Origin of the sequence: Pontiella sulfatireligans (assembly GCF_900890705.1) — a bacterium.
GTDB lineage: Bacteria > Verrucomicrobiota > Kiritimatiellia > Kiritimatiellales > Pontiellaceae > Pontiella > Pontiella sulfatireligans.
On record NZ_CAAHFH010000002.1, the window covers coordinates 2515545 to 2530092 of the forward strand.

The window sequence follows — 14548 nt, forward strand, 5'->3', positions numbered from 1 at the left end:
GGAGGTAACCAAAATGAAAAAACTACTCTTCATCATGGCGCTGTTCGTAGCAGCGGGGAGTGCGTTCGCTCAAGGCGACATTGAGACGGCCGCTGCTGCGGCGGCAGAGCAGACCAATTTGTGGTCGCTAATTAAGACAGGCGGATGGGCCATGTGGCCTTTGGGCATGTTTTCGTTCTTCATGGTGGCGCTCATCATCCAGAACTTTATCTCGCTGCGCCCCAAGACGCTGCTGCACAGTGAGCAGATGCCCGAACTGATCAAAATGATGATTGAAAAAAAGAGCAAGACCGCTCTGATCTACTGCCGCAAGCACCCTTCCATGTTTGCCAACACTTTCGGCGCAGGCCTTGAACGCTGTCTTGACGGGGAATCGGAAATTGATTTTGTCAAGGTTAAGGAATCGGTTGAGGAAGCTTCTGTGGAGCAGATGTCAAAACTGATGAAGCCGATCGACTACCTTTCGATTATTGGAGCGAGTTCTCCGATGCTTGGTCTGTTGGGTACGGTATCCGGTATGATCAAAGCCTTTCACACCATGGGGGCACTGGGCATGGGTAAGCCGGAGCTGCTCGCCGCCAACATTGGTGAGGCCTTGATTACCACGGCCACCGGTCTGATCATTGCCATTCCGGCCATGTTCTTTTTCTTCTTCTTCAAGAAGGGCTTCCAGAAGACGCTGGCAACTCTCGGCCGCAACATGGGCTTTTTGTTCGATGCGCTGCAGACCGGCAAAGAGCCGATCAGCTTCATGGATCTCGAGGCGCTGGAGGCGCTGGACGGCGAATAGCCTCCAATCCTTGGAATTTCTGTTTTTCCAAACCGTGTAAATGTAGGGACATCCCATGAAACTTGAACAAAAGACCCTCGGCGACGATCTAGAGCTGGACATGTCGCCCATGATCGACATGGTCTTCTTGCTCTTGATCTTCTTTATTGTGGCCTCGCAGGTCATCGATGAGAAGCCCAAGGTGGGAATTCCTGCCGCGGCATTCGCCAAGGTGCCCGAAGACACTACGGGCCGCCTGATGGTTACGGTGACCAAAGACGGAAAGTTCTTTGTTGGGCAGATCCCCGTTACACTCGAGCAGCTCAAAGAGCAGCTCGGGATTGCGATTGAAGCCGACGAAAACCTCCGGATTCTCATTCGTTCCGACGGTGAAACCAGATACAAGATCAACGAAAAGGTCATGATCGCTTGCGCCGAGGTCGGCGCAACTGATCTGATCTATTCGGCTTTCGAGGAGTAAACATGAATCTTCACCGCCATTATGAAGACACCAAACTCGAACTGCAGATTGCACCGCTCATTGACGTTGTATTCCTGCTCTTGATCTATTTCATGGTTACCGCCTCGCTGATCAAGAAGGAGGGGGACATCTCCTTCATGCTTCCGGCGAACGTGGCTCAGGAAGACATGATCGAACTGCCGGTTGAAGTGCTTATTGAAATCACCAACGACGGCACGGTCCAGATGGAAGGGCTGCGTTTTTCGAGCGAGGACCGTACGCTGGACTCCCTCGTTACGCAAGTAGCTGGGCTTAAGCAGATCGCGGCCTCGCAGAGCTCGCCGTTCTTCGTGAATCTCCTGCCTCACCAAGATGCGATGCACTGGCGGATCATCGATGTGATGGATGCTTGTGCGGCGGCTGGCGTAAACAGCCTTACCTTCAGTAAATCCATGTAGGCATGCAAAACTGCGGCAATGCAAAAGCGTGGACGGCACCAGTCGTCTGCGCTTTTTTCTTTTCTCATAACATTGGCTGAATCCCATGGACCATTTCAATATTGCACTGGCCATGGACTATGCCAACCCGTTTGTCCGCGATGTGGCGGAAGGGGTGGCGCGGTACGGCTTCCAGCAGGGAAACTGGCGCTTCTATGCACCGCACGGTGCGCCGGAAGTGGCGCTCGCCGATTTAAACAAATGGTCGGGCAGCGGCGTCATCGGCATGCTCGACCAAGACGCGGTTTGGATGCTGCGTAAACGCGGCATCGCGGGCGTTAATATTTTTGGCCGTTTTGCTCAACTTCCCAATACCTCTGTGGTGGTCGACAATCACGAGATCGGCCGGATGGCGGCGGAATATTTCATCGGCAAAGGCGTTCGCCGTTTTGCCATCACCGGGCGGAAAGTGTTTGGCGATGCGACGCTCAAATACGAGGGGTATATTTCTACGCTTTCCGACAAGGGGTTCCAATGTCTTGAACTGAAATCGCAGCGCAGCATTCAAAATATTGGCACCGCAATTGCGACGCTGGACGGCGACGGGCCGGTCGGCATTCTGGCCACCGAGGATCCCGTAGGGCGCGTTGTTATTGATGCGTGTCTGGACGCTGGACTGCGCGTACCGGAAGATGTTTCTGTGCTGGGCGTGAACAACGGCGCCTTTGCCTGCGAAATGCTCCATCCCCAGATGTCGAGCATCGACCTAGGCGCGGCGCGGATAGGCTGGCAGGCCGCCCAGATGCTCGAACAGCTCATGCGCGGCGACGCAGAGCCGGAGAAGCCCATCCGCATTTCACCGGAAAAGATTGTCGAGCGCCACTCCACGGACTTAACCGCAGTGACCGACAAGGCTGTTGCAGAAGCGTTGCGGTTTATCCGCGAAAATGCGCACCGTTCCGTTCAGGTTGATGATGTGGCCCGAGCTGCGCACGTTGGCCGCCGGACTTTGGAAAATCGGTTTAAGACGTTGCTGCAGGTCTCCGTCCACGATTCGATCCGCCGCGAGCGCATCCAGCGCGCCTGCCGTCTGCTGAAAGAAACCGACATGCTGGTGGAGGTGGTCGCCGAATCCTGCGGTTATGCCACGCGCGAACGCTTCAATCAGGCCTTTAAGCAGGAAACCGGAGCAACGCCGTCGGGCTACCGCAAGAAATTCCGCTTTTCAATCTGAACAGAGTTGCGCATATCGGCCGGTATTATGCGTTAAATACGTATTCACAAAAGTTGGGCTTCCACTATGGTGTTTCCCTGTTTTCAACAAGGAGCAAGACGATGGCTAAACTCGAACTAAAACCTGCTGACGATTGCAGATACGACATTTTATCCTTGGGCGAAGTGATGCTTCGTTTCGACCCCGGCGAAGGCCGCATCCGCACTGCGCGCCGTTTCCAGGCGTGGGAAGGCGGCGGCGAATACAACGTGGCGCGCGGTCTGCGCCGCTGTTTCGGCCAGCGCGCCGCGGTGGTCACTTCTTTCGCTAAGAACGAGGTAGGCCTGCTGATGGAGGATTTTATCCTGCAGGGCGGCGTGGACACCTCGTTGGTCAAATGGATGGACTACGATGGCATTGGCCGCACCGTCCGCAACGGCATGAACTTTACCGAACGCGGCTTCGGCATCCGCGGCGCAGTTGGATGCTCCGACCGCGGCAACACGGCGGCTTCGCAGCTCAAGGCCGGCGACATTGATTGGGACTACATTTTCGGCACGCTCGGCGTACGTTGGTTCCACACCGGCGGCATCTTTGCCGCGCTTTCCGAAACCACCGGTGAGGTCGTTATTGAAGCGGCCAAGACTGCTAAGAAATACGGCACCATGGTTTCGTACGACCTCAACTACCGCCCATCGCTCTGGAAGGGGTTTGGCGGCCTCGAAAAATGCCAGCAGATCAACCGCGAGATTGCCAAATATGTCGATGTAATGATCGGCAACGAAGAGGACTTTACCGCCTGCCTCGGTTTTGAGGTCGAAGGTGCGGATGAAAACCTGACCGACCTCGACGTCGGCTCGTTCCAGAAAATGATCGCCAAAGCGGTGGCCGAATTTCCGAATTTCAAGGCCACGGCCACCACCATGCGCGGCGTAAAAACCGCAACCGTCAACGATTGGGGGGCCATGTGCTGGTGCAACGGCGAGTTCTACACCTCAACGCAGCGTCCGGAGCTTGAAATCATGGACCGCGTGGGCGGGGGCGACAGCTTTGCCTCTGGCTTCATCTACGGCTTGATGGTGCTGCAGGATCCGGCCAAGGCCATTGAATACGGCGCGGCGCACGGGGCGCTCGCCATGACCACGCCGGGCGACACCACCATGGCCTCGCTCACCGAAGTTGAAAAAATCGTAGCGGGTGCAGGTGCCCGTGTAGACCGGTAAGGGCGACATGCAAACCGCCCGTACATAAGGAGAAAAATATGTTAAACGAACTTTTGAAACGGCCGGTCATTCCGGTGATTGTAATCGATGATGCCAATGATGCGGTGCCTCTGGCGGAAGCCCTGCTGGCCGGCGGGATGGACGTTATTGAGGTAACCTGCCGGACGGCGTCCGCGGCCGAAGCGTTGGCGCGCATCAAAAAGGCCCTGCCGGAAATGCTGCTCGGCGCTGGAACCGTGGTCACCCCCGACCAAGCAAAAATGTGCATCGATACCGGCATTAGCTTCGGCCTCGCTCCGGGGCTGAATCCCGATACGGTAAAATATTTTCAGGACCGCAACACGCTCTTCATCCCCGGCGTCATGACGCCGTCGGAAATTGAGCAGGGGCTATCGTTCGGTCTGAAGATGCTGAAGTTTTTCCCGGCCGGCGCGGCGGGCGGCGTTAACATGCTCAAAAACCTCGGCGGACCGTATGCCTCGCAAGGCGTACAGTTTTGCCCGACCGGCGGACTAAGCCTCGACAACATGAACGACTATCTGTCGCTCCCGATCGTCAGCGCCATCGGCGGTTCGTGGCTTGCCACCAAGCAGCAGATTGCCGACAAGCAGTGGGGCGTCATCACCCAGCAGGTCAAAGACGCACTTGCCAAAGCTACCGAAGTTGTTGGCTAGCGGTTTTTGCCGGCGACGTTGAAGCAGGGTTGCCATGCCATTGGCGGACCGCTATAAATTCACGCTTGTTTTATCTGGGGAAATCCGGATCGACAATTATATGTGCCCAGGTGGCGAAATCGGTAGACGCAAGAGACTTTCCGCCTACGGAGCCTTGGCACCTGCGGCGGATCCGTCGTAGCTTCGCGTAGGCGGAAAAATCGTTGAGTATGAAATAATTGTAACTACTCAGGTAGCTTGAGCCTTCATTTCCCGCCTCCTCCAGAAAAATGCATTTTAGGGCAGCCTAGAAGCCCCGAATACTCTATGAATGCGGCATGAAGAAGCCTGCGCATGCAACAGCCAGCCAGCCGGAGCCCCCCGCCATGACGCGCGAAGACGCGCTGGCGGTTTTCCGGCTCGGCCCGGACGCCGTTGCCGACTTGCTTCTAGCGATGGATGCGCAGATCCGCGGCCTGCGCACCCTCGAGGTGCGCGTCGCCGAACTCGAAGGCTTGCGGGCGAAAACCTTGCGCAACGGTTCGAAGTCTCCTTCTTCCGACGGCCTCGCGAAGCCCGCGCCCAAGAGCCTCCGGAAGAAATCCGGGCGCAAGCCGGGCGGGGCGGCAGGGGCACTCGGGCGGCACGCTTGAACGCCGCAAGAACCCGGACGTGGTGGAAGCCCACCGCGTAGACCGCTGCGAAAAGTGCGGTTGCGATCTGCGCAACGAAAAGGCGCAAGGAATGGAACAACGGCAGGTGTTTGATATCCCGCCCGTCGAACTCCTCGTCACCGAGCACCAGGCCGAGGCGAAGCAATGCGCCTGCGGCCACACCACCAAGGCCGTTTTCCCTGAGGGGGTTGTCGCGCCGGTGCAATACGGCCCGCGAATCAAGGCAACGGCCATCTATCTCAACGGATACCAGCTCCTCCCGTACGCCCGTCAGCGCGAGACCCTGCGCGACCTTTTCAACGCCCCCTCTCCGAGGGAACGCTCGCGAACATGGTTCGCCAGGCCGGGCGGCTCGCGCAGGGAGGCATCGACGGGATTCGCGAGGCCCTCGGCGCCTCGGCGGTGGTTCATTTCGACGAAACCGGCATGTGGCGGAACGGGAAAACCAACTGGATGCACTGCGCAAGCACGCCGCCGGCGTCCTGCCCGAGTTCAAAGGCACCGTCGTTCACGACTACTGGAAATCCTACTACCACTACAAATGTTCCCACGCGCTTTGCAACGCCCGCCACCTACGTGATCTAACCTACATCCACGAGCAAATGGGGCAGCCATGGGCGGAAGAAGCCATCGAAACCCTGTTGTCGATCAAGGAAGGCGTCGAGGCGGCCAAGGCGGCGGGATCCGCCACCCTCGCCCCGGAAACGCTTCTTGGCTTCGAGCGCCGCTGGGATGAAATCTTCGCCAAAGGCTACGTCGCCAACCCCGATCCTCCGCCGCCCAAGAAGAAAAAGCGCGGGCCTCCCGCGAAAGGGAAGGCCCGCAGCCTCGTCGAACGCTTCGACCACCGCCGGCGCGAAGTCCTCGCCTTCATGCATGACTTCGATATCCCCTTCGACAACAACCTCGCCGAACGCGACCTGCGCATGAACAAGGTGAAGCAAAAGATCTCTGGTTGCTTCCGCGACACAGGACATTCCGAAGACTTCTGCCGGATCCGCAGCTACATCTGCACGGCGCGCAAGAATACGACCGGTGCTTTCGAGGCGCTTTCCGGCTTATTCCAAGGCCACCCGGCTATGTCGGCAGCACCTGAGTAGTTACACCCATTGTTTCAAACAGTTACTTCCAAACCACTTCTGATCCAACTGTCAAACCCCGTGAAGCACATCTGAAATACATCATTTATTTCGAGGTTGCTAGGATGTGCCCTGTCATTTCGAGAGAGACTTAAAGTTGTAGCTTGGGGAGATCTGAGTTCTACGCTAGGGGTCTAGAAGTTGCAGGTTCGAGTCCAACCGGGTCGACCAGGGTTCAACTCCTGTCAATGAATGCATGCCTGCCATCGACGATCCGGTGGTCGAGGAAGAAAGATCTCTTGGGTTTTCCATTGCGGAGCATGAACCCGCTGTCGGGATCGGTCGTTGAGGACTTGATATCTTTTTGCATCGGCTCGTCATCAGCCTTCGGTTTCAGCGGCTTCATTGAGTGCGTTTCGCGCTCAGCCGCAACATCAGCATCGAATTCTTCTGCGTAGGACCGGACCGACGCATTCACCAACGTCTTCTCATGCTTGCCCTTGTTGGCATTGGCCAGGTGGGTGGAGTCGGTATAGAGCGTTTCCCCATCGACGAGCTTCTTACCGAACCAATCGGGCCTGCCAAGTCAGTAATGCAGATAATTAAGGGGCATCAACGCAAGTTTTATATGTCAGGTAAATGTAAGTTACGTTGGCGTGAGGGAGGGAGTATAAATTTATTTGCGTCCAAGGTAGCGGATGCCGCTTGCATAACACGGTGATTAGCCAACGGCCTAATGAATTGGCATTTAGTAAACGTGCAATGCGAATAAGTAAACTAACTAAAAGGAGAAATATCATGAGAAAAACATTAATTATGACGACTGCAATGTCGCTAGCCGTTTGTATGAGTGCTTCTGCTGGAGTTATAACAGTTGTACATGACGCTATTGGGGGAGCAAATACGAGTCCCGCTATTACAGGAGACTATACTGTAGGTGGTGCAAATGCGGCGCATAATTTGCCGGGGAATTCATTGCTTGCATATAATGGCGCTAACCCCACCGCGATCACCTATACCCTGACCGGTGTTGATTTGACGGCAGAAGGAGGCACTGCGAACGAAACGATCGAATTTGTTCTATCTCTGTCGGCTGTTGATACCAGTGACGGAGGGCGGGCTGTTTCTATTTGGTCGGCCGATGCCAATAACAATTCTCTTAATGTGGCGGATACGACTACACCAGGTTCAACCGACCAAAATGATATTGTAGGAGGCGAGGTTCTCGGCGCCAGCGTTGCCTTTGGTGGTGGCACGACTTTCGATACTGCCAAACTCGACCTCGATATTACGGTCGCAAATTTGTCCGTATTTAGGGACGATACAGCTTCTTTTATTTATGAAGGTGGAACCAATACTCAGACAACGACCAGAGATTTTTCTTTATCTGGGACCTCGTTTGATCTCGTTGCGGACAGTGGTGGTTTCCGACTAGCTAATCTTGATTATGAGATTACCGTGATTCCTGAACCTGCAACGTTGGGGCTGATTGGCGCTTTTGGTGTGAGTGTTCTCTTTATCCGTCGTCGTTTGAGCATGTAAGGAGCCCAAGTCTCATTAACATGGTTGGTAGTTTAGTTATTAGATGTTGGATTTGTATTAATTAAACATGAGGAAATGAAAATGAAAAAAACAATATTAGCGACGTTGGCAATGTCATTTATGACCTGCCTGGGTTTTTCGGCCCAAGTTGTTATAAATAATGATCACAACCCGATACTTAACATTAGCGCGGCGACGTTCGGAGTGGTAACGGATGGTGCTGATGGAGTGACCCCTTCTACTGGCACTGGCTATGCTGATTATGAGGGTTTTAACACGCAAGGCGCATCAACGACCTACACGATTTCGGGTCTCGATCTGACTGCGGTTGGTGGAACCACTGATGACTCCATTACCTACACCGTCAACTTTTCTGGCACAGCAGGCGGAGCTGCCACTGAAGTAACGCAGCAACTTTATACTAAAGATACGGTTGATAATACGGGTTCGTTAATTAGCCTAAGTTTAAGCAGTCAAAACGGGATCGACGAGAATAAGGATGAAGTTTTTTTTGCTAGTATCGGGGATATTTCGTCGTCTGCCGGTTTCGATGCGAAAGAGATCTCGGTGGAGTTTGTAACGCTGGGATTCAACGCGTTTAAAAACACGGAAAAAGCAGACGTGGTTGTGGGTGGTGTTACGAACGAGTTTGTTGGCAATGGCGATGATGTTTATGACTTTCCCGAGGGTACGACTTCGTTTTCCGCTGCGCCGACGGTTGGAGCATACCGGCATGATTCGATAAGCTATAAGATTAGCGTTACCAACATGGTCGGCGTAAAAGTCTCAAACTTTTCCGTGTCTCCGACTACGGCGACCTCCGACGAAACATCGCTTCCCGTGTCGCTTTCATGGTTGGCTTTCAATTTGGATGCTGGTGCAACGTATGTTGTTACCGCCGACAAAGCGGTTTCGTTTGTTGATCCATCTTCTGGAAGTGCTGTGAGTGGATTGACAGAGATTGGTGCAACGTTTGATGGATCGTTAGGGGATGTGGAATTCACGATGGTGGTTGATTCCGGCGTTGAATCGATTACAAATATCGCAGTCATATCCGTTCATCAGGTGGCGATTAGTCTGGATGAAGATTTTGCAACGGGTTATTCCGATGGAGATCTGGCCGAACAGAAAAAATGGACAAAAATGACGCCCAGCAATGCGTTCAACGTGGTCACTTCAGCAGGCGGTTCTGCCGAAACCATGAGCGTATCGAATGAATTTGATGGCGTGAACGGTACTGCGGTTTACTGGAGCGATTCTGTAAACAATGCAACGTCCACTGAATGGACTGGTTCGGTTTCCTTTGTTATGTCTGTTGCCTCGAAAGGTTCGGAAAAAGAGCGTGTGATCAATGGCGCCACTAGCTCCTTCCCGGTGGCGAATCTGACGGACGCCCGCAATGTGGTGGAAATCGGATTTACCGCCGATACAGCAGGTGGGTTTAATGCCAGTGATGCAAACGATGTCGTGCTGGGGCTGCGTTGCAGCAACCAGCGTGAATTCAAGGTTCGTTTTGGTCAGGACTGTGTTACAATTCCTCTTGAGGATATCGGCTGGGATCCCAACTGGGAAGCTGTGGATGAAAATGGACAGCCGACTGTATCGGGGCCCGATTTTGAAACGGATCCCTTGACCGTTGACTATTGGATTCGCAAATCGACGGTGGACGGGCTCTATATTGCCAATGTCAACGTCACGGTAGGTGGGGAAACCTATGAAGGTTCAGCTCGAGCCATCTCTGCGAGCAGTGCCTATGATGCTGCAGGTGTAAACTTTGTCATGGCGCACTCCATGCAGGCGGATGGATCAACGGATTTAAATCTGGTTCATGGTACCGTAAATTATCTGGGGTTGGAAACCGTTGCAGGCACACCAATACCTATGTTTGCTCCATACGGTTTGAATGCCGTTTCTCCCGGCAGCCTGATGGGCGATATTTCGTGGAACGGCGCATGGGAAGCAGACAGTATTTCCCTGTACCGCTCTTCTGATGAGTCTATTCTTGGAACGGAAGTTACCAATGTTGCCGCAGGCGTCGACACCTATGCGGACACCTTCGTTGGGGCGGATGCCGGCAATGTTTTCTTCTACACTGCGGTTGCGAACTACGGTGTGGATAGTACGAATTCCAATGTTGACGCACTGCGCGTATTGCAGGAAACCGAATTAGCCGGATGGGGGCGTTCAACTGAAATTGTTACGGCTCATCAGGCTTTTTTGGTGGATTGGGACACTAGTGTTTCGAATCAAATCGCGCCGGGAGAATATCTATTCAACAGTATAGCAACTGGAGTCGGGGGTCTGATTGTTGATTCCTCATGGTACAATGCCGCGGCTTCGCCCGAACTCTATGGCATGTTCCAGAGAGTCTCCTCAACATCAACTAACAGCGATACTTGTAAATTCAGTAACACGGGGCGCGGAATGCGCAATGACGTCTCTTTCGGCGGAACAGATGATTCTATGCAGCTGGGTATCATTGATTCGGATGATGTTTCCGGCATCCCAAAATGGTCCGGCCTGGTCTGGTTCGAGGATACTGGACTGAGTAGTAGTGCGGATGGGGATTCCATATATGAAATCGAGTTGCCTGATTGGGATAATTCCGTCCGGATGGCGATTCGCAATGGCAGCGACTGGTATGTGAATGACACCACATTCGATGGGGCCGATACATTCAAGGTCAAGCTGTCGGATGCTTCATGGGCGCTGGTTGAAGTGGCAACCGCGACGTCGACCAACCTGATGACAGCAGGGGCGTCTTTCGCCCCGCAGACCTTTGATAACATCACAGCCGTTGGATTCTTTGTGGACAACAAGTTGACGCTGGGTGGGCAGAAGATTAACTATTTCGGCCTGATAAATGCGACCTATGTTTCTCCGTTTGCGCAATGGACGGATGATCACGGACTCTATGGTGACGATGCCGCTGCTGATGCAGATCCGGACGGGGACGAGGTGTCTAACATTAACGAATGGGGATTCGGGGGCGATCCGAACGATGCCGAAAATCTTGGCATCACAGAACGTGGTTTCGGGGTTGATTCCGGTTCGGGAACATTGACCTACATTTATCCGCGTCTGAAATCGGATCCGCGCCCGACCTACACGCTAACGGAAAATACGGTTGGTCTGCAGTTCGACTCCTTTGTGGATAACGAATCGGCTTATACCATCATTACTAACGGTGGTGAATGGGTGGGGGAATCGAACTTTGAAGCGGTGACCAATATCGTGCCGGTTGATGTAGCCAAGAAATTCCTCAAGCTTGAAGTAACTGAATAACTGTTGAAATAATACACGAAGAAAGGCGGCATTCAGAGATGGATGCCGCCTTTTAAGGCGATATGGAATCATCAAAAGATATAGGGTAGAAGCGACTGGGAAAAATGAGCATGAAGCCGCTTAGTTTAATTGCATTATTTGTTGGGACAGTCGTTGCTTCACAGGCTGCAACCATTGATTGGTCGTCAACGGCGTTGACGGGAGAGGGCGACGTTTCTATCAGCGGAACCGGGCTGGAGGCGCTTTATTTTGATGGAACTTCATCCGCTTTAAGTACCACCATTAACGGCGTTGATTTTTCTCGGCATGCACGGGCAAACGAAAGTTTTACCTACTTTTCCTCAACCGCTCAGTATATGATTTCGACCGACCGGTGGGATGCTCCAACCGCTTCCTTGGATGTCTTCGAGGAAATGTGTTCCCGGCATGCACTTGGTGATGATAATTCCATCACCTTGAATAATCTGATGGCGGGACAGGATTATGAGATCCAGCTGTTTATTGCTCAGAACAATGCCGACACTGTTCAGTATGTTGCCCTCAATCAAGACGGTGTAATTTATGGGGACACCGATACGACCCGTTTTCGGGAATTAAATGCGACCGGGATTGCTATAACCGGAAACTTTACAGCAGATGGTACCGCACCGAGTTTTTCGATTAACCGTATAGATGATGGTGATCCAAATACGACCGTTGGAGGGTTCGTGCTGTGCGGCTATCAACTCCGTGCTGTTCCGCCGCCCAGTACCTATTACGTCGATGCTGTTAACGGCAACGATTTCAACAATGGGCTTTCTCCGGCAACTGCGTTCCGGACCTTGGAAAAGGCCAGCACAATTCATCTCAAAGCCGGAGAGTCTCTGCTGCTAACGAGTGGTCAGACCTTTATGGGGGCGCTGAAGATCAAGGAGGTGCAGGGAATCAAAGGCCGCCCAATCACGGTCGGCAGCACGGGGAAGGAAAAAGCTGTTATTGATGGAGCTGGATGGTCCGCTCCTTTAAGCGTTATCGATTGTAGCTATGTTACGGTTAAAAACCTGGAACTGACCGCAGATGGCGGCGGTGCGGTGACTGACAGAGGCTATGATAAAAAACTTCGCAGCGGGGTTTATGTCTATTCTGAGGACGGTGATCGGAGCCTGAGAAACCTCGTGTTCGAGGATTTGGACATTCATGATGTTTTCTACCTTGATCCCGGCAGTGTGCATGATGAAGATTTGTTGGCGTATGGTGTCTACGCGTATCTTAGAGCTTCAACCATGGAAAATATGACGTTCCGACGGATCAAGATCGAGCGCACCAATTATCTCGGTATTTTTGCTACATCAACCAGCCGGAGATTGAGTGGTACGGTTGTTGAAGATTGTGAGTTAGTCGATATCGGCGGACCCGGAATAAAAATTAAGCAAGCCACGGATACCCTCATCCGAAGGTGCCGTGTTTTACGTGGTGGCAGCGGCAGTGACTCCCGTATGTTTAACCGGGGAACCTGTATTTATGTGGGCAATACAGGTGGCGCAATCATCGAGCAAAACACCGTTGTCGGGGCTTGTGGGAATGTGGATTCAAGGGGAATTCATATCGATGTAAATTGTGATGGCGTAATTGTCCAGCACAATTTGTCCGTCGATAATATCGGTGGCTTCGTGCATTTTTATGATAACCGTCTGGGAAATAACTGCTACCGCTATAATGTGAGTGTCAATGACGGATTCCGGAGTTCGGGGGTGATTGGCGATATCATCAGCATTCGCGGTGGGACCAACATCAATTCCTACGTGTACAACAATACCTTTTATGTTCGGGGCGGGTATAATGGAAACATGAATATCAATACCGAGACGGACGGTGCGCTTATTGCCAATAATATTTTCTATACGGTCGATGAGCTGACGGATGGAACGAAACGCGACAACATTGTCGCCAACGGTTTAGAAGACCACGGCATTGTCTTTGATAATAATCTGTATCCCGAATATTCCGCTTGGATGGACGACCCATTCTCAGCAACCAACTCCATGTTCGGAGCCCCGCAGTTTGCTCATGCAGGCGGCACAAATATCGTTGATTATATCCCGATGAATCCGTTGTGCAGGAACGGGATGGTCATTACCAATCTTCCCGGCGATACGGTCGGTCTTCCTGACGGTTTTGAGGTTTCGTATGATATTCTCGGCACCCCGATCGATCCGCAAAAGCCGTTCCTCGGCGCGATACGGCCACCTGACTACACGGGAACCTTTACGGATGGGGGTGGAAGCTATACCAATGAAACGGGCCTCGGATTTCAGATGGTGCGGAATGATACAGTGGGACTGACCGACAATACCTCGGATGCTTCGATCGGCCGGATTTCCTTCAGGGACACTGGTGCAGGTGTGCCCTCATTAGGTTTGGTCTCAACGAATCGGCTGGATTTGAGCGGTTTTTCTAGCTTCATGCTTACATGGACCGTGGCGAATTCAGGAGCAAGCCTAAATCCCTCTGGCAATGGATGGTTCTTTGGCTTTCAGGACAGCGTGGGTAATCAGATCGACGGTTCTAGCCTTTGGAATCAAGATCCGAAGGCTCTGGGGCTTCGCATAACAGCCGGCGATGGAATGGATTTTGTTGAGAATGCTGGAAGCAGTACGGTTACAGCAACGCCTATCCTAACCGATGGCACGCTCAAAGCCTCCTCGTACTCTAGCGGGTTCTCGGTCTTTCTGTCCATTAACAGCGACAACACATGGAATGGCTCAACAGAGGGGTTGAGCACGTATATCGCCACCAATGGAACGCTTGTCGCTACGCTTTACGAGGATCTTGCGGGAAACGTTTTTCCCAGCACCTTTTACCAGTCCGGGAGCAGCGCAACACAGACCGTAAATTATGCACACATGAGCCTCAATAGTTTAGGCCATGCAGCGGCATCGCCCGCAGTTGTCGGGTTCGTTGCCGGAAAGGGGGGAACCCTGAGTATTTATGGCTGCAACCTCAGCTCAACCGCCTCGTACACCCTTCAGGGCACTGATAGCCTCATGTCCACCAATTGGGTGGATATCGCTGCGACTTCGGGGGTGAACGTGGTGGACTGGACTGATGTTGTTATACCGACGAACGACGTCGCGTTTTATCGGGTCATTTCCGAATAACCTGCAACATGCTTTTCGTTGTGTCGGCCATTTAAACGCCATGACCCGGAGGGTCCATTTCGGATTCGACACAGCG

The 14548-nt window shown here is 53.0% G+C and carries 12 protein-coding genes and 2 pseudogenes; 13 read left to right on the forward strand and 1 reads right to left on the reverse strand.

The window, feature by feature from the left end:
- The first annotated feature begins 13 nt into the window (after positions 1-13).
- The 10 genes and pseudogenes from SCARR_RS23310 to SCARR_RS23350 all read left to right on the forward strand — a co-directional run bounded on the left by SCARR_RS23310 (position 14) and on the right by SCARR_RS23350 (position 6529).
- Complete coding sequence (locus tag SCARR_RS23310; RefSeq protein ID WP_136064182.1) at positions 14-790, forward strand: MotA/TolQ/ExbB proton channel family protein; 777 nt, start codon at positions 14-16, stop codon at positions 788-790.
- A 55-nt stretch (positions 791-845) separates the two neighbouring features.
- Positions 846-1250 carry an ExbD/TolR family protein gene (locus SCARR_RS23315; protein ID WP_136064184.1) on the forward strand — a complete coding sequence of 135 codons (405 nt, stop codon included), beginning with the start codon at positions 846-848 and terminating at the stop codon, positions 1248-1250.
- 2 nt (positions 1251-1252) lie between these two features.
- Positions 1253-1687 carry an ExbD/TolR family protein gene (locus tag SCARR_RS23320; protein ID WP_136064186.1) on the forward strand — a complete coding sequence of 145 codons (435 nt, stop codon included), beginning with the start codon at positions 1253-1255 and terminating at the stop codon, positions 1685-1687.
- 85 nt (positions 1688-1772) lie between these two features.
- Complete coding sequence (locus SCARR_RS23325; RefSeq protein WP_136064188.1) at positions 1773-2900, forward strand: substrate-binding domain-containing protein; 1128 nt, start codon at positions 1773-1775, stop codon at positions 2898-2900.
- A 101-nt stretch (positions 2901-3001) separates the two neighbouring features.
- Complete coding sequence (locus SCARR_RS23330) at positions 3002-4102, forward strand: sugar kinase (protein ID WP_136064190.1); 1101 nt, start codon at positions 3002-3004, stop codon at positions 4100-4102.
- 38 nt (positions 4103-4140) lie between these two features.
- Positions 4141-4776, forward strand: a complete 636-nt coding sequence (gene eda, locus SCARR_RS23335) for a bifunctional 4-hydroxy-2-oxoglutarate aldolase/2-dehydro-3-deoxy-phosphogluconate aldolase (RefSeq protein ID WP_136064192.1) — start codon at positions 4141-4143, stop codon at positions 4774-4776.
- A gap of 317 nt (positions 4777-5093) precedes the next feature.
- Positions 5094-5408 (forward strand): DUF6444 domain-containing protein, encoded by a 315-nt coding sequence (locus tag SCARR_RS28690; RefSeq protein WP_222846422.1) that lies wholly within the window; start codon positions 5094-5096, stop codon positions 5406-5408.
- A 22-nt stretch (positions 5409-5430) separates the two neighbouring features.
- A pseudogene (locus SCARR_RS29620) lies at positions 5431-5571 on the forward strand (IS66 family transposase zinc-finger binding domain-containing protein); the annotation flags it as partial.
- Positions 5572-5759: 188 nt separating this feature from the next.
- A pseudogene (locus tag SCARR_RS29625) lies at positions 5760-5833 on the forward strand (hypothetical protein); the annotation flags it as partial.
- A 24-nt stretch (positions 5834-5857) separates the two neighbouring features.
- The gene (locus SCARR_RS23350; protein WP_136064196.1) at positions 5858-6529 is read left to right on the forward strand and encodes an IS66 family transposase; all 672 of its coding nucleotides are present in this window, start codon (positions 5858-5860) and stop codon (positions 6527-6529) included.
- Between the two features lie 214 nt (positions 6530-6743).
- On the opposite strand, the gene SCARR_RS23355 is transcribed toward SCARR_RS23350, so the two are convergent.
- Positions 6744-6986 (reverse strand): hypothetical protein, encoded by a 243-nt coding sequence (locus SCARR_RS23355; RefSeq protein ID WP_136064198.1) that lies wholly within the window; start codon positions 6984-6986, stop codon positions 6744-6746.
- A gap of 320 nt (positions 6987-7306) precedes the next feature.
- Between SCARR_RS23355 and SCARR_RS23360 the strand changes: the two genes are divergently transcribed.
- The 3 genes from SCARR_RS23360 to SCARR_RS23370 all read left to right on the forward strand — a co-directional run bounded on the left by SCARR_RS23360 (position 7307) and on the right by SCARR_RS23370 (position 14472).
- Complete coding sequence (locus SCARR_RS23360; RefSeq protein WP_136064200.1) at positions 7307-8050, forward strand: hypothetical protein; 744 nt, start codon at positions 7307-7309, stop codon at positions 8048-8050.
- Between the two features lie 81 nt (positions 8051-8131).
- Positions 8132-11335, forward strand: a complete 3204-nt coding sequence (locus SCARR_RS23365; protein ID WP_136064202.1) for a hypothetical protein — start codon at positions 8132-8134, stop codon at positions 11333-11335.
- Positions 11336-11445: 110 nt separating this feature from the next.
- Positions 11446-14472 carry a right-handed parallel beta-helix repeat-containing protein gene (locus SCARR_RS23370; RefSeq protein WP_136064204.1) on the forward strand — a complete coding sequence of 1009 codons (3027 nt, stop codon included), beginning with the start codon at positions 11446-11448 and terminating at the stop codon, positions 14470-14472.
- Positions 14473-14548 lie beyond the last annotated feature (76 nt).